The sequence below is a fragment of the Halomonas koreensis genome (assembly GCF_031451675.1).
GTDB lineage: Bacteria > Pseudomonadota > Gammaproteobacteria > Pseudomonadales > Halomonadaceae > Halomonas > Halomonas koreensis.
The window spans coordinates 246,232-267,684 of record NZ_JARWAK010000001.1 but is presented as its reverse complement, the minus strand read 5'-3'; the positions used below and the strand labels follow the sequence as shown (position 1 = coordinate 267,684).

General features: G+C 70.8%; 18 protein-coding genes. 4 read left to right on the top strand and 14 right to left on the bottom strand.

Annotation, left to right across the window (positions count from 1 at the left end; all coding sequences use genetic code 11):
- Positions 1 to 216: 216 nt before the first annotated feature.
- The 4 genes from QC818_RS01265 to QC818_RS01250 form a co-directional block, all read right to left on the bottom strand.
- Complete coding sequence (locus QC818_RS01265) at positions 217 to 1,599, bottom strand: glutamine synthetase family protein (RefSeq protein WP_309651014.1); 1,383 nt, start codon at positions 1,597 to 1,599, stop codon at positions 217 to 219.
- A 77-nt stretch (positions 1,600 to 1,676) separates the two neighbouring features.
- The gene (gene eat, locus QC818_RS01260; protein WP_309651013.1) at positions 1,677 to 3,134 is read right to left on the bottom strand and encodes an ethanolamine permease; all 1,458 of its coding nucleotides are present in this window, start codon (positions 3,132 to 3,134) and stop codon (positions 1,677 to 1,679) included.
- A 188-nt stretch (positions 3,135 to 3,322) separates the two neighbouring features.
- Positions 3,323 to 4,279: a LysR family transcriptional regulator gene (locus QC818_RS01255; protein ID WP_309651012.1), complete on the bottom strand. Its 957-nt coding sequence runs from the start codon at positions 4,277 to 4,279 to the stop codon at positions 3,323 to 3,325.
- Positions 4,280 to 4,313: 34 nt separating this feature from the next.
- On the bottom strand, positions 4,314 to 5,246 hold the full coding sequence (locus QC818_RS01250) for a LysR substrate-binding domain-containing protein (RefSeq protein ID WP_309651011.1): 933 nt from the start codon (positions 5,244 to 5,246) through the stop codon (positions 4,314 to 4,316).
- Positions 5,247 to 5,346: 100 nt separating this feature from the next.
- Between QC818_RS01250 and QC818_RS01245 the strand changes: the two genes are divergently transcribed.
- Positions 5,347 to 6,342 carry a YeiH family protein gene (locus QC818_RS01245; protein WP_309651010.1) on the top strand — a complete coding sequence of 332 codons (996 nt, stop codon included), beginning with the start codon at positions 5,347 to 5,349 and terminating at the stop codon, positions 6,340 to 6,342.
- A gap of 206 nt (positions 6,343 to 6,548) precedes the next feature.
- Here the strand turns inward: QC818_RS01245 and QC818_RS01240 are convergent, their stop codons facing one another.
- Both QC818_RS01240 and purE read right to left on the bottom strand, forming a co-directional pair.
- Positions 6,549 to 7,661 carry a 5-(carboxyamino)imidazole ribonucleotide synthase gene (locus tag QC818_RS01240; protein WP_309651009.1) on the bottom strand — a complete coding sequence of 371 codons (1,113 nt, stop codon included), beginning with the start codon at positions 7,659 to 7,661 and terminating at the stop codon, positions 6,549 to 6,551.
- Positions 7,662 to 7,671: 10 nt separating this feature from the next.
- On the bottom strand, positions 7,672 to 8,184 hold the full coding sequence (gene purE, locus QC818_RS01235; protein ID WP_309651008.1) for a 5-(carboxyamino)imidazole ribonucleotide mutase: 513 nt from the start codon (positions 8,182 to 8,184) through the stop codon (positions 7,672 to 7,674).
- Positions 8,185 to 8,447: 263 nt separating this feature from the next.
- Here purE and QC818_RS01230 point away from each other — a divergent pair, with 263 nt between their 5' ends.
- Positions 8,448 to 9,125 carry a YbaY family lipoprotein gene (locus tag QC818_RS01230; RefSeq protein ID WP_309651007.1) on the top strand — a complete coding sequence of 226 codons (678 nt, stop codon included), beginning with the start codon at positions 8,448 to 8,450 and terminating at the stop codon, positions 9,123 to 9,125.
- Positions 9,126 to 9,199: 74 nt separating this feature from the next.
- Here QC818_RS01230 and QC818_RS01225 read toward each other — a convergent pair whose 3' ends face one another.
- The 6 genes from QC818_RS01225 to QC818_RS01200 all read right to left on the bottom strand — a co-directional run bounded on the left by QC818_RS01225 (position 9,200) and on the right by QC818_RS01200 (position 16,795).
- The gene (locus tag QC818_RS01225) at positions 9,200 to 11,206 is read right to left on the bottom strand and encodes a TRAP transporter permease (protein WP_309651006.1); all 2,007 of its coding nucleotides are present in this window, start codon (positions 11,204 to 11,206) and stop codon (positions 9,200 to 9,202) included.
- 36 nt (positions 11,207 to 11,242) lie between these two features.
- Positions 11,243 to 11,671, bottom strand: a complete 429-nt coding sequence (locus tag QC818_RS01220; RefSeq protein ID WP_374710044.1) for a DUF1850 domain-containing protein — start codon at positions 11,669 to 11,671, stop codon at positions 11,243 to 11,245.
- A gap of 161 nt (positions 11,672 to 11,832) precedes the next feature.
- Positions 11,833 to 12,795 (bottom strand): TAXI family TRAP transporter solute-binding subunit, encoded by a 963-nt coding sequence (locus QC818_RS01215; RefSeq protein WP_309651004.1) that lies wholly within the window; start codon positions 12,793 to 12,795, stop codon positions 11,833 to 11,835.
- Between the two features lie 144 nt (positions 12,796 to 12,939).
- Positions 12,940 to 14,136: an L-2-hydroxyglutarate oxidase gene (gene lhgO, locus QC818_RS01210; protein WP_309651003.1), complete on the bottom strand. Its 1,197-nt coding sequence runs from the start codon at positions 14,134 to 14,136 to the stop codon at positions 12,940 to 12,942.
- Between the two features lie 85 nt (positions 14,137 to 14,221).
- The gene (gene glaH, locus QC818_RS01205) at positions 14,222 to 15,202 is read right to left on the bottom strand and encodes a glutarate dioxygenase GlaH (RefSeq protein WP_309651002.1); all 981 of its coding nucleotides are present in this window, start codon (positions 15,200 to 15,202) and stop codon (positions 14,222 to 14,224) included.
- Positions 15,203 to 15,367: 165 nt separating this feature from the next.
- A complete protein-coding gene (locus QC818_RS01200) occupies positions 15,368 to 16,795 on the bottom strand; it encodes an APC family permease (protein WP_309651001.1) in 1,428 nt (475 codons plus the stop codon).
- 277 nt (positions 16,796 to 17,072) lie between these two features.
- On the opposite strand from QC818_RS01200, the gene QC818_RS01195 reads away from it, so the two are divergent.
- On the top strand, positions 17,073 to 17,351 hold the full coding sequence (locus QC818_RS01195) for an XRE family transcriptional regulator (protein ID WP_309651000.1): 279 nt from the start codon (positions 17,073 to 17,075) through the stop codon (positions 17,349 to 17,351).
- Between the two features lie 93 nt (positions 17,352 to 17,444).
- Positions 17,445 to 18,116, top strand: a complete 672-nt coding sequence (locus QC818_RS01190; RefSeq protein WP_309650999.1) for a hypothetical protein — start codon at positions 17,445 to 17,447, stop codon at positions 18,114 to 18,116.
- Here the strand turns inward: QC818_RS01190 and QC818_RS01185 are convergent.
- Both QC818_RS01185 and ilvD read right to left on the bottom strand, forming a co-directional pair.
- Complete coding sequence (locus QC818_RS01185) at positions 18,106 to 19,698, bottom strand: hypothetical protein (protein WP_309650998.1); 1,593 nt, start codon at positions 19,696 to 19,698, stop codon at positions 18,106 to 18,108. The two genes, QC818_RS01190 and QC818_RS01185, sit on opposite strands and share 11 nt — an antisense overlap.
- A 4-nt stretch (positions 19,699 to 19,702) precedes the next feature.
- The gene (gene ilvD / locus QC818_RS01180) at positions 19,703 to 21,391 is read right to left on the bottom strand and encodes a dihydroxy-acid dehydratase (RefSeq protein WP_309650997.1); all 1,689 of its coding nucleotides are present in this window, start codon (positions 21,389 to 21,391) and stop codon (positions 19,703 to 19,705) included.
- Positions 21,392 to 21,453 lie beyond the last annotated feature (62 nt).

Below are 21,453 nucleotides of genomic sequence, written 5' to 3'. Positions count from 1 at the left end.
CGGGCTTCGGGTCTTGAGCTCCGGGCCTCGGGCTTCGGGCTTCGGGCTTCGGGCTTCGGGCTTCGGGCTTCGGGCTTCGGGCTTCGGGCTTCGAGCTGGGAGCTGCGGGCTGCGGGCTGCGGGCTGCGGGCTGCGGGCTGCGAGCCTTTCACCTCACCCCTCACCCTTCACTCCTTACTCCTCGCCCCTCGCCCCTCGAACCTCGAACCTCGCCCCTCAGATAATCTCGAAGTAGCGATCCAGCTCCCAGTCGGTGATATGCCGCCGGAACTCCCGTTCCTCCCATTCCCGGGTGGCGGCGAAATGCTCGACGAAGGCCTCCCCGAACATCTCGCGAGCCGCCTCCGAGGCCTTGAACCGCTGGGCCGCCTCCCAGAGGGTGGCGGGCAGCGCCTGATGGGCGGGGTGGTCCAGCTCGTAGGCGTTGCCCTTGACCGGCTCGTCGGGCTCCAGGCGGTGCTCGATGCCGTAGAGCCCGGCGCCGATGGCGGCGGCCAGCGCCAGGTAGGGGTTGGCGTCGGCGCTGCCCAGGCGGTACTCGACGCGCTGGGACTTGTCGCCGCCGGGGATCACGCGCAGGGCCGTGGTGCGGTTCTCCACGCCCCAGGTGGCCTCGGTGGGCGCCCAGAAGCCGGGGATCAGCCGGGTGTAGCTGTTGATGGTGGGCGCGAACATGGCCAGGAACTCCGGCATCAGCTTCTGCTGGCCGGCCACGAAGTGGCGCTGGACGTCGCTCATCCGGTAGGGCTTGTCGGCGTCGAAGAAGGCCGAGCGGCCCGAGTCGCGCTCGCGCAGCGACAGGTGGATGTGGCCGCTCTGGCCCGGATAGTCCGGGGACCACTTGGCCATGAAGGTGGCCATCAGGCCGCGGCGCTGGGCCCAGACCTTGGTGAAGGTCTTGAACAGCGCGCCCTTGTCGCCGGCGGCCATGGCGTCGTCCACGGCGATGGCCGCCTCCAGCACGCCCGGACCGGTCTCGGTATGCAGCCCCTCGATGGGGAAGTCCATGGTCTCGGCCAGCGCCAGCAGCTCGTGGTAGAGCTCGCTGTGCACCGAGCTCCTGAGCATCGAGTAGCCCATCATGTCGGGGGTCAGGGGCTTGAGGTTGCGAAAGCCCTTCTCGCGCACCGACTCGGGGGTCTCCTGGAACATGAAGAACTCGTACTCCAGGGAGCCGAAGGCGTCGTAGCCCATCTCACGGCCCCGCTCGAGCACCCGGCTCAGCAGGCCGCGCGGGCAGATGTCCCCGGCCGGCCCCTGGAAGTCGGCCAGGAACAGCAGCATGCCGTTGCCCTCGCTGGGCAGCTCGCGGCAGCTCTCGGGGATGACCCGCAACGGGGCATCGGGATAGCCGGTGTGCCAGCCGGTGAAGCGGACGTTGTCGTAGAGCTCGTCCTTGCTGTCCCAGCCCAGCACCACGTCGCAGAAGGCGAAGCCGTCCTCCAGGGCCGAGAAGAACTTCTCGCGCTGCATGTACTTGCCGAGCATCACGCCGTCCATGTCGAACATGCCCACCTTGACGTGACTGAGGCCGCGTTCCTCGACGATGCGCCGGGCGTCTTCCGCGGTCTTGATCTCTCTGGCCTGCATTCCGCTCATCGTGGATTCCTCGTTGGGTCTGTTGTTATCGGAGTCGCCGCCGGGCCCGCGCCCGGCGGCATGTCGGGTCGTAGGAGTTAGACCATGCTCGGGGCCGGTTCTTCGTCCGCCAGTTCCCGCTCGGCCCGGGCGATGGCCTCGAATTCCTCCTCCGGGGCCTGGGCCACCAGGCGGTGCCGGCTGTAGAGGCCGAAGTAGGCGAGCATCACGGCGTAGAAGACCGCCGACCACAGCGCCGCCTCGACGCTGACCACGAAGGTCGAGAGGAAGGCGACGATGGCCAGGACGAAGGCCACACCCGAGGTCAGGGTGCCGCCCGGAGTCCGGTAGGGACGCTCGAGTTCAGGCTCGCGGCGGCGCAGCAGGATGTGCGAGAGGGTCATCATGGCGTAGGAGATGGTGGCGCCGAACACCGCCATGGTGATCATCAGGTCGCCCTTGCCGGTCAGCGACAGCAGGAAGCCGATCACGCCGGGCACGATCAGCGCCAGGTAGGGCACCTTGCGCTCGCCGGTGACCGACAGCCAGCGCGGCAGGTAGCCGGCCCGGGACAGGGCGAAGGTCTGGCGGGAGTAGCCGAAGATGATCGAGAAGAAGGAGGCGATCAGCCCGGCCAGGCCCACCAGGTTGACGAAGCCGGCCGCCCAGGAATCGGGGCCGTAGACCGCCTGCAGGGCGCCGACCAGGGGCGCGGCGTGCTCGCTCATGGCCGCCGCCCCGGCGCCGCCGGGGGCCAGCAGCAGCACGCAGGCGGCGAACACCAGCAGCACCAGCATGGCGGTGATGATGCCCCGCGGCATGTCGCGGCCCGGATCGCCGGCCTCCTCGGCGGCCAGGGGCACGCCTTCGACCGCCAGGAACAGCCAGATGGCGAAGGGCAGCGCGCCCCAGATGCCCATGACGCCCTCGGGCAGGAAGGCCGAGGCCCCCGCGACGCCGGCGCTGGGCGCGATGTCGAACAGGTTGTCGACGCTGAAGTGCGGCAGCATGCCGATCACGAAGACCAGGATGGCCACCACCGCCAGCGCCGTGATGCCCATCATGATCTTCAGCGCCTCGCCGGCGCCCCACAGGTGGATGCCGACGAAGAGCGCATAGAAGGCGGCATAGACCAGCGGCCCGTTGAGGCCGATCAGCTCGTTGACGTAGCCGCCGATGAAGATGGCGATGGCCGCCGGGGCGATGGCGTATTCCAGCAGGATGGCGGTGCCGGTGACATAGCCGCCCCAGGGGCCCAGGGCGCGCCGGGCGAAGCTGTAGCCGCCACCGGCGGTGGGCAGCGAGGAGGACAGCTCGGCGATGGACAGCACCATGGCGGTATACATGATCGCCATCAGCACCGTGGCCACCAGCATGCCGCCGAAGCCGCCGGCGGCCAGGCCGAAGTTCCAGCCGGCGTAGTCGCCGGAGATCACGTAGGACACGCCCAGGCTGGCCAGCAGGATCCAGCCCGCCGCGCCCTTCTTCAGCTTGCGTTTCTCGAGGTAGGTCGTGTCGACGGACTCGTAGTCCACCGAGGAGGGGGGATGGCTCATCGAAATCTCACTCTGGCTTGTTGTCATTGTCGGGCCCGGCCGGATCGCGCCGCCGCCGGGCCAGCATCGCCACTAGCACGAGGCCAGTGTGGTCTCCCCCGCTCGCAGGCGGCAAACAGCATCGGCCCAGCCGACAGCCAGGCCATAGGTAAAACCGATAGTGGCCGCGCGAGACGGCCCGCCCCGGCTCAGAGGCCCTGGAGTTCGGGCTCCACCCAGGGCAGGTGGCGGCGCATCTCCTGCACGAAGTGACGCTCCAGCAGGCGGCGACTGTCCCGGGCCAGCCGGGCGGGCAGGCCGCCGAGCTCGTCGCGCCTGGCCACCAGGGTCAGGTCGCGGCGCAGGGGCTCGGTGGGGAGGGGGACGACGCGCACGGCCAGGTGATCCAGCCCGGCCTGGTAGAGGCAAAGCGGGGTGGTGATGGTCCAGCCGGCGCCGCCGGCGACCAGGCTCAGCACGGCGTAGGTGTTGTCCAGGTGCAGGCGCCCCGGCAGCTCCATCTGGTTGAGGCGCAGGTGGCGTTCGATGGTCTGGCCGATCAGCGCCTGGGAGGTATAGCGGACGAAGTCCAGCCGCCGGGCCAGCCAGCCCAGGTTGTCCACCGGGCCGTCCCAGTCGGCGGGCAGTACCAGCACGAAGGGCTCGCCGAGCACCGGATGGCGCTCCAGGCCGTCGTAGCTCTCCAGGCGATCGTCGGAGAGGATGATGTCCACGTGCCGGGTCAGCAGGGCATGGCCATGCATGTGGGAGAGCCCGGTGGTCAGGGTGTAGTCGGCGGTATGCCGGCGGATCACCTCCAGCAGCGGCTGGCCGACGGCGGTGGCCAGGGAGTCGACCAGCGCCATGCGCACCTGGTGCAGCTGGCCGAAGGCGCCGGCCTGGAGCTCACGCCGGGTGGTGCGGGCCTCCCCGAGCAGCCGCTTGGCCCGATCGTAGAAGAAGCGCCCGGCCGCGGTGGGTTCCAGGGGGCGCGAGTGGCGATCGAGCAGGATCACGCCCAGGGCCTCCTCGAGGTTGGCCAGGCTCTGGGAGATCGACGACTGCTTGACCCCCAGGTGGCGGGCGGCAGCCGTCTGGCTGCCCCTCTCCAGGGTCTCGACGAAGATTTCCATGCTGCGCAGGTCGAAGCCGAAGCCGTGTCGCATCCCGATCCCTCGGTGTCGTGGGTGACGCTCCAGTCTACCCGGCCCGGGGAGCGCTGCCAGCCCGGCGCTCCCGCGGCGGGCGGGCCTCGACCAGGAAGACCTTGAAGGCCTGCCACAGGGGGCTGCGGTAACGGTCGGGATGCCACACCAGGGAGAAGGTCCGGCGCAGCGACAGCGGCGTGTCCAGAGCCACCAGCTCGCCGCGCTCGAGCTCCCCGGCCACGCTGAGTTCCGACAGGCAGCCGAGCCCCAGCCCGGCGCGCACCGCCTGCTTGATGGCCTCGTGCTGGCCGAGCTCCAGCCGGGCCTCGGGCCGCAGGCCCCGAGCCTGCATCGCCTGCTCCAGCACCGCCCGGGTGCCGGACCCCGACTCGCGCAGGATCCAGGGCGCCGCGGCCAGGGCCGCGTCGTCCAGCGCGCCGCCATGCGCCAGGGCATGACCCGGCGCGGCGACCACCACCAGCCGGTCCTCGCACCAGGGCTCGCCGACCAGCGCCGGCTCCCGGCACTCGCCCTCGATCAGCCCCAGATCCGCCTGCAGGCGCAGCACGTCGTGGATCACCTCGACGGTATTGCGCAGCCGCAGGCGCAGGTCCACCGCCGGATGCGCCTCGCTGAAGCGCCCCGCCAGGCCGGGCAGCAGGTAGGTGCCCACGGTGGCGCTGGCCGAGATCCCGAGCACCCCGCTCAGCTCGCCCTCGGGTTCCCGGGCGGCGGCCACGAAGCCCGCCAGGCCGTCGAGCAGCTCCTCGGCCCGGGGCAGCAGGCGCCGGCCCAGGTCGTTGAGGCACAGCCGCCTCCCGGGGCGCTCGAAGAGTGCCACGCCGAGCTGGCGCTCCAGGTCCGAGAGCGCCTGGCTGGTCGCCGACTGGGACAGCGACAGCGCCTCGGCGGCGGCGCTCACCGTACCGAGGCGCGCCACGCTGACGAAGACCTGCAGCTGGCGGAAACTCACCTGGGGCGTCATATCGGTTTTTCCGAAAAGAAGGTTCGTTATTAACTGATAACCATATGAGCTATTAGGGCATAGCATGGCGGCCATCCACAACGCTCGGGAGGATACCGCCATGTGGCAAGGCCTGCTGCTCTGTTCCCTGCTGACCGCCGGCGGCGTCGGCCTCGCCGACCTGCCGCCGCTCGCCCGGGCCGGCATCAGCCCCCTGGTGCTGGCCCTGGCGCTGGGGGTGCTGGCGGGCAATTCCCCCCTGGCCGGGCGGCTGTCCGGCGCCGGGCCGGGGCTGGCCTTCGCCACCCGCCGGCTGCTGCGCGCCGGCATCGTGCTGTTCGGCCTGTCGCTGACCTGGCAGCAGGTCGGCGCCCTGGGCCCGCGGGTGCTGCTGCTGGACGCCCTGGTCATCGGCGCCGTGCTGACCACCGGCTACCTGGTCGGCACGCGGCTGCTGGGCATGGATCGGGAGACCACCCTGCTGACCAGCGCCGGCAGCGCCATCTGCGGCGCCGCCGCGGTGCTGGCCACCGAGTCCACCATCCGCTCGCGCCCCGCCGCCGCCTCCATGGCGGTGGCCACGGTGGTGCTGTTCGGCTCCCTGGCGATGCTGCTCTACCCGCTGCTGTATCCGCTGCTGGGCATGGACGAGGGCCTCTATGGCGTCTACATCGGCGCCACCGTGCACGAGGTCGCCCAGGTGGTGGCCGCCGGCGAGGCGGTGGGCCCCGATGCCCTGACCAACGCGGTGATCGTCAAGCTGGTGCGGGTGATGCTGCTGGTGCCCTTCCTGCTGATCGTCGGCCAGTGGTGGCTGCATCGCCGGGATACCGAGGATGCCGGCGAGGCACCGGCCCGGCTGGCGATTCCCTGGTTCGCCCTGGGCTTCGTGGCGATGGTGGGCGTCAACAGCCTGGTCGCCCTGCCGGCGCCGCTCCACGAGGGCCTGGTGCACGCCGGCCAGCTGGCGCTGACCATGGCCATGGCCGCCCTGGGCTACGAGACGCGCCTGGCGAAGCTGCGCGCCCTGGGCCTGCGCCCCTTCCTGCTGGCGCTGACGCTGTTCGTGCTGCTGCTGGCCGGGGGCGGGCTGGCGAGCCGGGTGTTGATGGGGTGAGGTGTGAGGTGCGAGGTGTGAGGTGCGAGGTGCGAGGTGCGAGGTGCGAGGTGCGAGGTGCGAGGTGCGAGGTGCGAGGTGCGAGGTGCGAGGTGCGAGGTGCGAGGTGCGAGGTGCGAGGTGAATAGGGTGAGGGGGAAGAGCGAAGCACGACAAGGCCGCGCCCGAGAGGCGCGGCCTTGTTGCGTTCGGGGCCGGTCAGTCCGTCACTCGAAGCTGAAACGCGGCGGCGGGGCGTCGGGCACCAGGGCCGCGCAGGCGCGCACCTTCTCCAGCAGCGCCGCATGGGTCGGCGCGACCAGGTTGATGTGGGCCAGCTTGCGGCCCGGGCGCTCGCCCTTGTCGTAGCGATGCAGGTGGGCGTCGCCCATGGCCAGCACGGCGGCGTTGTCGGCCTCGCGGCCGATGACGTTGACCATGCAGGTGGGCGCGCGGGCGGCGGTGTCGCCCAGCGGCAGCCCCTGGATGGCCCGCAGGTGGTTCTCGAACTGGCTGGTGACGGCGCCGTCAAGGGTCCAGTGGCCGGAGTTGTGCACCCGGGGCGCCATCTCGTTGGCCATCAGGCCGCCGTCCCGGGTCTGGAAGAGCTCCAGGGTCAGCACGCCGACATAGTCGAGCTCGTCGAGCAGCGCGCGAATGTAGCCGTCGGCGGTGCGCTGGACGGCATCGTCCAGGTCCGGCACCGGCGCCACCGAATAGCGCAGGATGCCGTCGGCATGGACGTTCTCGGCCATGGGGTAGAAGGCCACCTCGCCGTCGCGGCCGCGCACGGCGATGATCGACACCTCGCGCGCGAAGTCGACGAAGGCCTCGACGATCAGCCGCGGGTGGTTGATCGCCCGCCAGGCTTCCCCGGCCTCGGCCGGGTCCTTGATCACCGCCTGACCCTTGCCGTCGTAGCCCTCGGTGATCGACTTGGCCACCACCGGGGCGCCCAGCTCGCGCACCGCGGCCTCCAGCGCCTCGGCGCTGTCCACCAGGCGATAGGCCGGGGTGGGAATGCCCAGGCGATCGAACAGCGCCTTCTCCTCGGCGCGGTTCTGGCAGACCCGGATCGCCTCGCTTCCGGGATACACGGGCTTGCGTTCCTCGATGGCCCGGACCAGCGACACCGGCAGGTGCTCGAACTCGTAGGTGACCAGGTCGACCTTGTCGAGGAAGCACTCGAGATGCTTGCCGTCGGTGTCGATCATCACCTCGCCGATCCCCGCGCTGGGGTTGCCGGTGGTGTCGAGGAAGGTGAAGCGATTGGCCAGCGGATAGCCCGCCAGGGCCAGCATCCGGCCCAGCTGGCCGGCTCCCAGTACGCCGATGTTCATCGTCTCTGCCTCACTCGCTGTCGGGACGCGGGTCGGGGTTGTCCAGCACCGTCCGGGTCTGCTCGGCGCGGAAGGCCTCCACGGCGGCGCGCACGCTCTCGTCCTGCAGGCCGACGATCTGGGCGGCCAGCAGGCCGGCGTTGGTGGCGCCGGCCTTGCCGATGGCCAGGGTGCCCACGGCGACGCCGCCGGGCATCTGCACGATGGAGAGCAGCGAGTCCAGGCCCTTGAGGGACTTGGACTCCACCGGCACGCCCAGCACCGGCAGCGCGGTCTGGGAAGCCACCATGCCGGGCAGGTGGGCCGCGCCGCCGGCGCCGGCGATGATCGCCTGCAGGCCGCGGCCGGCGGCCTCCTTGGCGTAGTCGAACAGCAGGTCCGGGGTGCGGTGGGCCGAGACCACCCGGGTCTCGCAGGGCACCCCCAGCCGCTCGAGCATGGTCACGGCATGCTCCATGACCGGCCAGTCGGACTTCGACCCCATGATCACGCCGACGCGCGGCGCTTGCTTCGATGATGGCATCCCGGGCTCCTCGAAAAACGGAATGGCGCCGCCTCGCGGCCGATGCCGCGGGCGGTGGGGAAAAATGGAAGCTCCGTATTCTAGCAGAGCCGCGTCCCGGCTACCTCTCCCCCGGCGCCCCGCGTCGCGCAACGACACGTCGCCGCCGGGCGACAAGTGGTTTCACCCTTCCTGCAGATTGCGCTGTTAGGGTGCGTAGTGAAGCGGTCGCAGGGAGGCGACCCTTCCACCCCACAGGGACCCCGTGTTCAAGGAGACCGACCATGAAGCGTCATCTTTTCCTCGCCGCCGCGCTGACCGGCACCCTGGCGCTGGCCGGCTGCGATCAGGCCGACGACGGCGAGCAGAACGCCCCGGCCGACACCGCCACCCAGAGCGAACAGGCCGACAACGCGACGGCGACCCGGAACGACCAGGCCGCCGGAGACGCGCAAGCGCAAGGCCGCACCCTCGAGGGCATGCTGGAGTTCGCCGCCACCGATACCCCGCTGCCCGAGGACGCCCGGGTCACGGTCAGCCTGCGCGACGTGGCCCTGGCCGACGCCCCGGCCACGGTCATCGCCGAGACCCAAGTCGACGCCGGAGGCAACGCGCCGGCGGCCTTTGCCATCGACTACCCGCTGAACCAGGTGGATCCCGGCCACGCCCACGCCCTGCATGCCGAGGTCCGCGATGCCGACGGCCAGCTGCAGTGGATCAGCCCCGCGCGCCACAGCGTCGAGGTGGGGCCGGACGCCGATCAGGGGCCGATCACCCTGGTGCTGGAGCCGGTCGAGGGCGCCTCGGCCCTGGAGACCGCCGATCGGGCCGTGGACGAGGCCATCGAGCGGGGCACCGAGGCGGCCGGCCAGGCCGTCGAGGACGCCGGCGAGACCCTCGCCGAGACCGCCGACGAGGCCGCCGAGTCACTGGAAGCGGCCGGCGAGGACGGCGACCGCTAGCACGCCGCCCTTCCCGCTCACGCCATGGCCCCGCCCGAGTCGCCTCGGGCGGGGCCATGGCGTGTCCGGCGGGATCAGCCGGCCAGCGCCGCCTGTCGCCGGCTGGCCAGCCAGTTGCCGGCCAGGGCCAGGGCCATCACCGCCGCCCCCGCGGCCTCCGCCGCCAGGCTCGGGTAGAAGACCGCGACGATCGCCGGCAGCAGCGCCAGGCGCACCGGCGCCGACATCCGCGTGAACAGGTAGCCCTCCAGGGCCGCCGCGAAGGCGCCCAGGGCCAGGAAGCCGGTCAGCGCCGTCCAGGCCAGCAGCGCCGGGGCGCCGCCCATGATGATCTCCGGGTTGTAGACCATGAACAGCGGGATCAGGTAGAGCCCCTTGGCGAACTTCCAGGCCTGGATCCCCGTGTCCATGGGCCTGGCGCCGGCGATGGCGGCCCCGGCGAAGCCGGCCAGGGCGATCGGCGGGGTGACGTTGGAGTCCTGGGAGTACCAGAACACCACCAGGTGGGCGATCAGCAGCGGCACCCCGAACTCGGCGGTCAGCGCCGGGCCCACCAGCACGATCAGCACGATGTAGCTGGCGGTCACCGGCAGCCCCATGCCCAGCACCAGGCTGGCCAGCAGCACCATCACCAGCGCCAGCAGCAGGTTGCCGCCGGAGAAGGCCATCATCATCGCCGAGAACTTGAGCCCCAGCCCGGTCAGGCCCACCACACCGACGATGATCCCGGCCACGGCGCAGGCCATGGACACCGCCACGGCGTTGCGGGCACCCAGCTCCAGGCCGTCGAGGACCTTGCGCAGGCCGTGCAGCACGGCCTGCCACAGCGCCGCGCCGCTCGCCGGCTCGCCGCGCCTGGGGGCGACGAAGAAGAACCACACCGCGAAACGCAGCGCCGCCACCGCCAGCATGGTCAGGATGGCGTAGTAGCCGACCCGCATCGGCGACATGTTCATCACCAGCAGCCACACCAGCACCGCCAGCGGCAGCAGGAAGTGCCAGCCGGCGCCCATGACGTCGCGCAGCTGCGGCAGCTCGCTCTTGGCCATGCCCTGCATGCCCTGCTTCAGGGCGATGATGTGCACGAACAGGTAGACGGTGCCGAAGTACATGATCGCCGGCAGGATGCTGACCTTGACCACGTCCAGATAGGGCATCCGCGTGTACTCGGCGATCAGGAAGGCGCCGGCGCCCATCAGCGGCGGCATGATCTGGCCGCCGGTGGAGGCCGCCGCCTCGATGCCGCCGGCCTGGTGGGGCTTGTAGCCCAGGCGCTTCATCAGCGGGATGGTGAAGGCGCCGGTGGTCACCACGTTGGCGATGGCGCTGCCGGAGATCGAGCCCATGCCCGCGGAGGCGATGACCGCCGCCTTGGCCGGCCCGCCGCGCTGGCGGCCGGTGGCGGCATAGGCCAGGTCGATGAAGAACTTGCCGGCGCCGGTGATCTCCAGGAAGGCGCCGAACAGCACGAAGATGAAGATGTAGGTGGCCGCCACGCCCATCGGCAGGCCGAAGATGCCCTCCTGGCCCAGGTAGAGCTGGCCCACCAGGCGGTCCAGGTTGTAGCCGCGGTGCTCGAGGATCCCCGGCAGGAACTGGCCGAGCCAGGGCAGCTCGCCCCGGGGACCGGCGAAGGCGTAGAGGATCGCCAGCACGCCGATCACCGTCATGCCCAGCCCCACCGCCCGGCGGCTGGCCTCGAGCACGGTGACCGTGGCGATGATGCCGATCACGATATCGGTCTGGCTCCAGAAGCCGGCGCGGCCGATGATGTCGTCCAGGAACAGCACCATGTAGCCGCCGGTGATCACCGCCCCGGCGAAGAACGCCAGGTCGAGCAGCCCGCCGAGCGCCCCGCGGCGACGGTCGGGCCCGAAGATCGGGAACATCAGGAAGGCCAGCATCATGATCAGCGCCAGGTGGATGCTGCGCTGGTAGAAGAGCCCCAGGGGCTGGATGCCGGCGGAATACAGCTGGAACAGCGACAGCGCCACGGCCACCAGGCCGATCAGCCACAGCACGCCGCGCGGATGCGCGGCCTGGCTGCCGGGAACGATGGGGGAGGTATCCGGTTCGCTCATTGCGTGTCTCTTATGGCTGGATGCCCAGCGGGCGGGTCAGGGGAAGACGGGCTCGAGGGCCAGGGTCACGGCCCGATCGGCGGCGCGGGCGCTCAGGCTGAGCGTGACCGGCGCGGCACCCGGCGGGGGATAGCGGCCGGCCGCGCAGTCCCGAGCCGCGTCCAGCAGGGCCGCGAGGCTCGGCTCGCCGTGGCGCACCAGGCGGTGATCGACCCGCGGCGAGCCGACCCGCAGCCGGTAGCGGTCGCCGGGCACCGGCTCGTCGATGGCCTCGATCCAGTAGCCGCCGCGGCCGTCGGAGACCTGGCGCCCGCGGCCGGGAATATGATCCAGGCCGGCGGCGAAGTCCGGCAGGTGGCTACGCTCCAGCACCATGCGTCCGCCCCGGTTGCGATAGCAGTCGTGGACCGGAAAGCCCTCCACCGAGTGGTTCCAGGCCAGGCACCAGCCGGCGCCCTCCGGCATCGGCAGGCGCGCAAGCGGCCGGCCCTCGGCATCGCGCACCCGCAGCTCGTGGCTCGGGCAGTCGGCCGCCGCCGGCGCGGCCGCAAGGCCCCCCAGCGCCAGGCAAAGCAAGGGGGCGAGCCGTCTGGCCCGCCCCGGGGAGTGTCGTCGAGCGCCGCCCATCAGGGGCGCTGGTGGTCGGCGATCTCGGCGCCCACCTCCTCGTAGTAGCGCAGCGCGCCGGGGTGGAAGCCGATCGGCGTGGAGTCGACGCTGAACTCGACGGTGGTGTCGTTGGCCGCCGGGTGGATGGCGATCAGCTGCTCGGTCTGCTCGAACAGCGTCCTGGTGACCTCGTAGGCCAGTTCCTCGTCCATCTCGCTGCTCACCGCCAGCACGTTGGGGATGCCGATGGTCTGCACCGCCTCCTCCATGCCCTCGTAGAGGTCGGCCTTGAGCTGGTAGGCGGCGAACACCGGCTGGGTCTGCTTGGCGTTGGCCACTTCCTCGTCGGTCAGGCCGATCAGGCGGATGTCGCGGGTGGTGGCCAGGTTGAGGATCGAGCTGGTGGGCGGGCCCACGCTCCAGAAGCCGGCGTCGATGTCGCCGTCGCGGATGGCGTCGGCGGTCTCGTTGAAGTTGAGCCGGCGGGCGTCGATGTCCTCGTAGGTGATGCCGTTGGACTCGAGCACCGCCCGGGCATTGAGCTCGGTGCCGCTGCCCGGCGCGCCCACCGAGACGGTCTTGCCCTCGAGGTCGGAGAGCGAGTCGATGCCGGAGTCCGCCAGGGTGACGATCTGCACGGCGTTGGGATAGATGGACGCCAGGGCGCGGATGTTCTCCAGCTGGCGCCCCTCGAAGTCGCCGGTGCCGTTATAGGCCTGATAGACGGTGTCGGCCAGGGCCAGCGCCAGGTCGGAGTCGCCGCGCCAGACCAGCCCCATGTTCTCCACCGAGGCGCCGGTGACCTCGGCCACGGCGTCATAGCCCTCGACGTGCTCGTTGATCAGCTCGGCGAGGCCGCCGCCGTAGGGGTAGTAGGTACCGCCGGTGCCGCCGGTGGCGATGGACAGCTGCTGCTGGGCCAGGGCCGCGGGCGCCGCCACCAGCAGGGTGGCCGCCAGGGCCGTCTTGAGTGCTCGCATGTGGTTCCTCCGCGATTCGATGGGGCCTTGTCCTTGTTGGCGGCGGCCGCTTCCATGACCGCCTCGCCAAACGCTAGCAGGCCCCCGCGCAGGGGGCCAGGCCATAATGTCGATATTCGCTAATACTTTCGGCAAGCGTCGGGCTCAGCCCTCGACCTGCGCCTTGACCTGCTCGACGATGTGCGCGCCGATGGGAATCGCCGAGGTGGCGGCCGGCGACGGCGCATTGCCGACGTTGACCGTCCGCGGCGTGTTGACGAACAGGAAGTCGTCCACCAGCTTGCCGTCCCGGGACACCGCCTGGGCGCGCACCCCGGCCGGATAGGGGCCCAGGTCGTCCAGGGTCAGGCTCGGGCAGTACTTGCGCACCAGCTCCAGGTAGCCGCGCTTGTGCAGCGAGTTCTTCATCTCGGCCAGCCCCGGGCGCAGGTTGCGGCCCAGCACCTTGAGGATGCCGGGATTGGTGAGCATCTGCGCCAGGTCCCGGGGCGAGACGTCGCGCTTGCGGTAGCCCTCGCGCTTGAGGGCCAGCACGGCGTTGGGGCCGACGGTGACCGAGCCGTCGATCATCCGCGTCAGATGCACGCCGAGAAACGGCATCGACGGGTCCGGGATCGGATAGATCAGGTGGTTGACGATATCGTTGTGCCGCGCCGGCAGCCGGTAGTACTCGCCGCGGAAGGGGCAGATGGTGAAGCCCGGATCCTGACCCAGCATGCGCACCACCCGGTCGGCCATCAGCCCCGAGCAGGTCACCAGGTAGCGCCCCGTGAACTCCCCGGCGGCGGTGGTCACCACCACCTCTCGGCGCCGCTCCTCCAGGGCGGTGACCTCGGCGTGATAGCGGACCTCGCCGCCCATCCGCTCGAACTCGGCGGCCATGGCCCGGGTGACGGCGGCGTAGTCGACGATGCCGCTGGAGGGCACGAAGATGCCGCCGACGCCGGTGATGTTGGGCTCGCGCTCGCGCAGGGCCTCGGGCCCCAGCCACTCGCGCTCCAGGCCGTTGGCCTCGGTGCGCTCCCACAGCGCCTGCATGCGCTGCATCTCCAGGTCGTTGGTGGCCACCAGCAGCTTGCCGCAGCTGTCGTAAGGGATGTCGTGGGCGTCGCAGAAGACCTTGGTGGCGCGATTGCCCTCCAGGCAGAAGCGCGCCTTGAGGCTGCCCGGGGTGTAGTAGACGCCGGCGTGGATCACGCCGCTGTTGTGACCGGTCTGGTGGCGGGCCGCCTCGCCCTCCTTCTCCACCACCAGCATGCGGCGGTCCGGATAGGCCTGCTTGAGCTGCATGGCGGTGGACATGCCCAGGATGCCGCCGCCGATGATGATGAAATCGTACATGCCGTCCTCGTTCTTCTAATGCGACGGCCACGCCGTGATCACGGCGTGGCCTCGTCAGGGTATCGCGTCGGGCCGGCGGCCCGCCTCAGACCTGGCGCGGGTTGCGCAGGGTCTTGGCATGGGTGAAGTAGCCGCGCTGACGCATCAGCTCCCGGCGCAGGTCCGGATGGGACTGGAAGCGATCCCGGCCGTGCAGCCAGAAGTGGTTGTTGATCAGCAGGAAGCTGCCCACCGGGTTGGGCACCGAGAGGATCGCCGGGCTGTTCTCCAGGGACTCGGAGAGGTCGGTCAGCCAGTTGCCCTCCTCGAAGTCCTTGGGCTGCACGAACTGGTCGATGTAGGACATGATCGGCAGACCCGAGGCATCGACGTCGAACACCGCATGATAGATGTCCTTGCCGACGTTCTTGCTGGGCGGTGCGGCCCAGCGCATCTCGCGGCGCGCCAGCGGATGACGGTAGAAGCGCTCCAGCTCCTCCCAGTCGTCCAGGTGCAGCAGCAGGGAGTTGCCGCCCTCCATGTTCTGCTCGTCGATCTTCATCATCAGCACATAGTCGGTGTCCTGCTCGACGAAGGTGCCGTCGTTGTGCAGCTCCATCACCCGGTGCGGCTGACGCAGGTAGCTGTCGGACTTGTCGACGTTCTTGACCACGAAGCGCGCATAGTACTGGCCGCTCATGGCGTCGTAGTTGGAGCGCCCCATCAGGTGCGCCACGGCGGTGGCGAACTTGACCATGTCCTCGGCCTGCTCGACGTCGTCGAGGCCCTCAGCCGTGACCTGCAGGCCGCCGGTGCCGCGATCCACCAGGGTGTTGATCAGCACCGGCTGCAGGGTGTTGTCGCACAGATCGTCGAGGATCTTCGCCACCCGGAAGCGCAGCATGGACTTGTATTCCAGGGCCTGCACCGGCCATTCGGCCACCGCCTCGAGGAAGGCCTCGACCACCTCGCGGGAGAAGGTCATCTCCAACAGGCGCGGCGAATGGGCGGACGGCGCCAGGGTGAAGCCCTGGATGTCGGCGGGCAGCGGCATGGCGGTATCGGGGATCCGGGTCAGCACGGTCATGTCGGGGGTCTCCGTTGTCTCGAGCGTTGATGACTCAAAAATATCTACATTTTTAAAAATCGTCAACGAATAAACGTTATATCTACCACCATGGTCTAGCCGTGCGAACCCCGGACAGGCGCGCGCCCCGGCCGTAACCGGGGCGCGCGGGGCCGGCGCCGGGCCTCAGCGTCCCGGGTAGGGATCCGCGCCGGCCAGCTCGCGGCGCATCATGGCGTCGCTGTAGGCGACCCCGTAGCGGGCGCGCGACCAGGCGTAGAGCGCCAGGCCCAGCAGCATCCAGCCGCCGAACAGGCCCCACTCGAGCGGCGACAGCGCCGAGGGGCTGCCCGGCAGGTACATCCCGGTCAGCACCAGCGACAGGATCACCGACAGCGCGCCCACCGTCTTGCCGCGGCGCACCCGGAAGGGACGCGCCATCTCCGGCTCCCGGCGACGCAGCAGCACGAAGGACAGCGAGACGAACAGGTAGGCGATGACGATGCCCAGGCCCCCGGCGACCACCAGCCAGACCAGCGCCTGGCGGCCCAGGAAGGGTGCGATGCTGGAGATCAGCCCCATCACCAGGATGGCGTTGGTGGGCGTGCGGTACTTGGGATGCAGCCGGGCCAGGAAGGCCGGCAGCATGCCGGAGTGCGCCAGGGCGTAGATGGCCCGGGAGCCGCCCACGTAGAAGGCGTTCCAGCTGGTGATGATGCCGGCGATGCCGGCCAGCACCATCAGGTTGCCCGCCCAGGGCGCCTGGAAGGCCGCCTGCATGGCGTCGGGCACCGCCAGGGAGCTGTCGGCCAGCGCCGCCGGCTCGAGCATCAGCGAGGTGCCGAGGATGATGAAGGCGTACCAGAACACCGCCAGGATCACCGAGATCATCAGCACCCGGCCGATCTCCTTGAACGGCAGGTCGATCTCCTCGGCGGCCTGGGGGATGACGTCGAAGCCGACGAACATGAAGGGCACCATGATGATCACCGTCATGATGCCGCCGACGACTCCTTCCTCGACGTTGAACAGGGGCTCCATGGTGGCGGTGCTGCCCTCGAACAGGGCGCCGGTGATGAACATCACCCCCACCGCCAGGATCAGCAGGGTCACCACCTTCTGGACCAGGGCGGCGGTGCGCACGCCGATGTAGTTGATCGCCATCATGGCCACCGAACCGGCCACGCCGACCGCCACCCAGGTGGCCTTGACGTCCCAGCCGGCGATGGTCCATAGCTGGCCCACCGCATAGTCCGGGAAGAGGTGCTCGACCACGGTGGGCAGCGCCACGGCCTCGAAGGCCACCACGCTGATGTAGCCCAGGGTGATGGCCCAGGTGCACAGGAAGGAAGCGAAGTGCCCCATGGCGCGATAGCTGTAGACGTGCTCGCCTCCCACCTGGGGCATCGCCGAGGCCAGCTCGGCATAGGTCAGCCCCACCAGGACGATGACCACGCCGCCGATCAGGAAGGCGGTGATGGCGCCCAGGCTGCCGGCGGACTGGATCCAGCTGCCGGTCAGCACGATCCAGCCCCAGCCGATCATGGCGCCGAAGGCCAGGGCCAGCACGTCCTTGCGTGCCAGGACGCGCGTCAGGTGTGTGTCGTTGTTCATGGGGATCCTCATCTCGTGGATGATTTTTCGAGTAAATGAATACTTTTTTTAAAATTTTCGACAAAATACGCATCCCGGAGCGCCACGGCAATCCGCCGGCGCCCCGGGAGGCTTAGCCTTTAGTCGCAGCGCCCGCCCCGCGGCGGGCCGCGAGGCCCGTCGTGGCGGGGCCGAGGCGGCGCCCCGAACGCCCCGGCTCACGGGGGCTCGCGGGGGACTGGCGAAAGCGGCCAAAAGGCTGCATGCTGTAGCGGTCGATTCTGTCCTCAGGAGCATCATGAGCACGGCAAGCCCCCGCAACGGCGCGGAGCAACTCGAACCTCCGCCTCGGTGCCCTGACCTCGATGTCAGGGATCTCGAACAACGCACGCGCCTGATGCGCATCATCACCCGGCTGATCGCCGTATCGGATCTCGGCAACCGAGAGATCGCCCGCCGCGCGGGCCTGCCGATGCAGAAGATCAGCGACCTGCTCGCCGGACGCCTGGAACAGCTCTCCATCGACGAGCTCCAGTCGCTGCGCCGGACCATCGACCATGAACTCACGCCACCCTAGTCCCGCGGCGCCATGACGCCCGGAACGGGGAAGGGGCCGGCCCCGAGGGCCGGCCTTCCCGCCTCAAGGATTCGAGACACCAGGGAGACCCCTATGCGACGCCTCGTCACCGGCCTGTTGATGGCCGCATCCCTTCCCGCCCTGGCGGACGGCCAGGCCACCCTGGAGAGCCGTTCCGACCAGGGCAGCGCCACCATGCAGGTTCGCTGGGCGGGCGACGACCTGCGCATGGACTTTCCGCAGCAGGCCCAGGCGGGTTTCATGCTGCTCAAGGACGGCAAGGGCTACATGGTCAGCCAGATGCAGGGCCAGACCATGGTCATGGACATGGCGCGGCTGCGCGACATGGCGGAAGGCATGGGCGGCGACAAGGCCGCCGCCGGCCTGACCAGCCAGCAGGCCGAGGCCATCGATGCCCTCGAGGCCACCGGCGAGCGGGAGACCATCGCCGGCCTGGAGGGCGAGCGCTATCGGCTGCAGTGGACCGACAAGGCCGGCAACGCCCACGACGACGAGCTGGTGCTGAGCGACGACCCCCGGGTGCGCGAGCTGATGGCCGCCTTCCACGCCTACCAGCAGACCATGACCGGCGAGCCCGACCCCATCGCGACGACCCTCGAGGAGCGGGGCCTCGGCATGCTGCGCTTCGGCGAGCGCTTCCGCATCGCCGAGCTGAGCGGCGAGACGCCGGCGGCCTCGCTCTTCGTCCTGCCCGAGGACGCCATGACCTTCGAGGACATGCTGCGCTCGACGATCAGCGAGTAGCCGTCCCCGCCGCCCTCCTCTCGCGCCGCGCCCCTCGGGGCGCGGCGCCGTCGTTGGTGGGGGGCCTCGTGAACGCGGCCTCGAACAGGAAGGGCTCATCGAAGTGTCGGCGCCCCACGAACACCGTGGCATGGGTGCCCCACTGGCGCATGGCCCCCGGGCTGCGGATACCCGCCGGCCACAGCAGGAAGCGTTCGAGGCGCTCGGTGTCCGGGACCAGGCCGTCGGGGCCGAAGAGGCTACGCCGGCCGCCGTCCGGCAGCGCCAGGGAGCGACGCCCGTAGCGCGGCGGCTCGGCCACCGGGCGCAGCGCATAGGCGCGCCCCCCTGCCCCCTCGGCGGGCACCGTCTCCAGGCCGACCAGGTAATGGCTGGACGCGGCCAGGCGCAACGCCAGCCGCTCGCCGGGCCCCGGCCGGGGGGCGGGGCCCGGCGTCAGCGGCGCCTCGCGCAGGTCGCGATCCGCGGGCACCGTCACCCGGCGCAGCGGCGGCACCGGGAAGAACAGGTGGTAGCAGCCACAGGCATGGATGCTGTCATGGATCAGCGGCCGGCCGTCCTCGCCCAGGGTCACCCGCCACACCACGCCGTCCAGGCGACCGCCGAGGATATCCAGGGGCCCGGTGCGGGTGCGCGCCGGGAACCACAGCGTGTAGACGAGCTGCGGCAGCACCGCGCCCCGGAAACGGGTGTGGGCGAGGCGCACGTCGGCCTCCGGGCGACGGGTGTCCACCGCCGGGAGGGGCCCATCCGGGCCGCGCCGCCATACCGGGGCACCCGGGCGGTCGTCGTGGCCCCGGGTCTCGATGACGAAGACCGGCGCATGGTGGGCCGCCAGGCGCCGGAAGGCCTCGTCCTCGAGGGTCAGCAGGCCCAGCGGGCTGCGCGGCGCCTCGCGCACCAGCCGGGCGGCGGCCTCGGTATCGAGCGCCTCCCCCGGCGGGGCCCCGGGCACGTAGCGACGCACCTCGGCCGCCGCCGGGAAGGGCTCGCCGAAGGCCGCGAGGTAGCCGTCCCGCCAGCGCTCGTAGCCCAGGGCGATGCCCAGGCGCGTCAGCGGATAGAGCCCCAGCACCCGCCAGGCGTCGAGGTAGTGGTCGGGCGCCTCGACCGCCTCCCCCAGCGCCGTACGCGCCGGGCCATCCCCCGGCCCCGACAGCTCCTCGGCCAGCAGGCGCTCGCCGCAGGCATTGGCCGCCGCGGCCGGGTCGTCGCCGGGCAGGCGGTGGACCAGGCGTGCCCGCAGGGAGGCAGGCAGGTTGGCGGCCTCGATGCGGCGCGCCACGGCATCGCGCTCGCGCAGCCGGGCCAGCCAGTCGACATGGCGCGGGGCGTCGGCATCGACGGGAAGCTCGGGGGCAAAGCTCGCCAGCAGCCGGTCGATGCGCAGGTAGGGAAAGCCGGGGACCGGGGCGGCGCCGGCGTCGGCGACGCCGGCCTCGGCCACCGCGGCATCGAAGGCGGCCAGGCGTTCGCGGCACCGCCGCTGTTCGCTCCCCGGCTCGGCCCGCCAGGCCGGGGCCGCGGCGCAGCCCGCCAGCAGCGCGGCGCCGAGCAGCGCGGCCAACCCCCGGGCGGCCATGACGCTACTCCGGCCGGTCGGTCACCGCCCCGGTCGAGGCGGAGCTGACCGTGCGGGCGTACTTGGCCAGCACCCCGCGGGCATAGCGCGGCGCCGGCGGTTGCCAGGCGGCCCGGCGACGCGCGAGTTCGGCCTCGTCGAGGGCCACCTCGAGGGTATCGGCCTCGGCGTCGATGGTGATGGTGTCGCCGTCCTCGACCAGCGCCAGGGGCCCGCCGTCGAAGGCCTCGGGGGTGACATGGCCGACCACGAAGCCATGGCTGCCGCCGGAGAAGCGGCCGTCGGTGATCAGCGCCACCTCGCTGCCCAGGCCGCGGCCCATGATCGCCGAGGTGGGGGTGAGCATCTCGCGCATGCCGGGCCCGCCGCGGGGGCCCTCGTAGCGGATCACCACCACGTCGCCGGCCACCACGCTGCCATCGTTGATGCGCGCCTGAGCCTCCTCCTCGGAGCCGAACACCCGAGCCGTGCCCGAGAAGCGGGTGCCCTCCTTGCCGGTGATCTTGGCCACCGCCCCCTCCGGCGCCAGGTTGCCATGCAGCACGCGCAGGTGACTCTGGGGCTTCAGCGGCGCCTCGAGGGGGGCGATGATGTCCTGGTCCGCCGGATAGGGGGCGACGTCGGCAAGGTTCTCGGCCAGGGTCGCGCCGGTCACCGTCAGGCAATCGCCGTGCAGCAGGCCGGCCTCGAGCAGGGTCTTCATCAGCGGCAGGATGCCGCCGATCGCCACCAGCTCGCTCATCATGTAGCGGCCGCTGGGGCGCAGATCGGCCAGCACCGGCACCCGGCGGCCGATCTCGGTGAAGTCGTCAAGCGTCAGCGGCACGCCCACGGCGTCGGCCATGGCGATCAGGTGCAGCACCGCGTTGGTGGAGCCGCCCAGCGCGATGACCAGGGTGATGGCGTTCTCGAAGGCCTCGCGGGTCATGATGTCCGAGGGCTTGATGTCGCGATCGAGCAGGGTCAGCACCGCCTCGCCGGCGCGACGGCAGTCGTCGCGCTTGTCCGCCGACACGGCGTTCTGCGCCGAGCTCCCCGGCAGGCTCATGCCCAGCGCCTCGATGGCCGAGGCCATGGTGTTGGCGGTGTACATGCCGCCGCAGGCGCCGGGGCCGGGAATGGCGGTCTCCTCGATCCGCTTGACCGCGATGAGGTCCAGGTCGCCGCGGCTATGGGCGCCCATGGCCTCGAACACCGAGACGATGTCGGTGTGGCCCTCGCCGGGCAGGATGGTGCCGCCGTAGACGAAGACGGCGGGCCGGTCGAGCCTCGCCAGGCCGATCAGGCAGCCCGGCATGTTCTTGTCGCAGCCGCCCAGGGCCACCAGGCCGTCGAAGCCCTCGCAGCCCGCCACCGTCTCGATGGAGTCGGCGATCACCTCCCGCGACACCAGCGAGTACTTCATGCCCTCGGTGCCATTGGCGATGCCGTCGGAGATGGTGATGGTGTTGAAGATCACCCCCTTGCCGCCGGCGGCATCGGCCCCGTCCCGGGCCCGCTCGGCCAGCTCGCCGATATGGCTGTTGCAGGGGGTGACCCGGCTCCAGGTGGAGGCGATGCCCACCTGGGGCCGGGCGAAGTCGGCGTCCTCGAAGCCCACCGCCCTCAGCATGGCGCGGCTGGCCGACTTGCCGACGCCATCCACCACCGGGGCGGAGTGGCGACGGCGCGGGTCCCGGGGCGTCTCGCTCATGGCACGACCTCCTCTTTCGGTTCGGGGAACCTTCAGAGGGTGGTCGCCAATGCCCGGGCTGG

Coding starts and splice junctions, on each gene's coding strand:
- QC818_RS01190 (WP_309650999.1), top strand. CDS start 17,445: ATGCGACGCCTCGTCACCGGCCTGTTGATGGCCGCATCCCTTCCCGCC.
- QC818_RS01215 (WP_309651004.1), bottom strand. CDS start 12,795: ATGCGAGCACTCAAGACGGCCCTGGCGGCCACCCTGCTGGTGGCGGCG.
- QC818_RS01245 (WP_309651010.1), top strand. CDS start 5,347: ATGTGGCAAGGCCTGCTGCTCTGTTCCCTGCTGACCGCCGGCGGCGTC.
- QC818_RS01250 (WP_309651011.1), bottom strand. CDS start 5,246: ATGACGCCCCAGGTGAGTTTCCGCCAGCTGCAGGTCTTCGTCAGCGTG.
- QC818_RS01195 (WP_309651000.1), top strand. CDS start 17,073: ATGAGCACGGCAAGCCCCCGCAACGGCGCGGAGCAACTCGAACCTCCG.
- ilvD (WP_309650997.1), bottom strand. CDS start 21,391: ATGAGCGAGACGCCCCGGGACCCGCGCCGTCGCCACTCCGCCCCGGTG.
- QC818_RS01230 (WP_309651007.1), top strand. CDS start 8,448: ATGAAGCGTCATCTTTTCCTCGCCGCCGCGCTGACCGGCACCCTGGCG.
- QC818_RS01240 (WP_309651009.1), bottom strand. CDS start 7,661: ATGAACATCGGCGTACTGGGAGCCGGCCAGCTGGGCCGGATGCTGGCC.
- lhgO (WP_309651003.1), bottom strand. CDS start 14,136: ATGTACGATTTCATCATCATCGGCGGCGGCATCCTGGGCATGTCCACC.
- QC818_RS01255 (WP_309651012.1), bottom strand. CDS start 4,279: ATGCGACACGGCTTCGGCTTCGACCTGCGCAGCATGGAAATCTTCGTC.
- QC818_RS01265 (WP_309651014.1), bottom strand. CDS start 1,599: ATGAGCGGAATGCAGGCCAGAGAGATCAAGACCGCGGAAGACGCCCGG.
- QC818_RS01185 (WP_309650998.1), bottom strand. CDS start 19,698: ATGGCCGCCCGGGGGTTGGCCGCGCTGCTCGGCGCCGCGCTGCTGGCG.
- QC818_RS01225 (WP_309651006.1), bottom strand. CDS start 11,206: ATGAGCGAACCGGATACCTCCCCCATCGTTCCCGGCAGCCAGGCCGCG.
- eat (WP_309651013.1), bottom strand. CDS start 3,134: ATGAGCCATCCCCCCTCCTCGGTGGACTACGAGTCCGTCGACACGACC.
- glaH (WP_309651002.1), bottom strand. CDS start 15,202: ATGACCGTGCTGACCCGGATCCCCGATACCGCCATGCCGCTGCCCGCC.
- purE (WP_309651008.1), bottom strand. CDS start 8,184: ATGCCATCATCGAAGCAAGCGCCGCGCGTCGGCGTGATCATGGGGTCG.
- QC818_RS01200 (WP_309651001.1), bottom strand. CDS start 16,795: ATGAACAACGACACACACCTGACGCGCGTCCTGGCACGCAAGGACGTG.
- QC818_RS01220 (WP_374710044.1), bottom strand. CDS start 11,671: ATGCCGGAGGGCGCCGGCTGGTGCCTGGCCTGGAACCACTCGGTGGAG.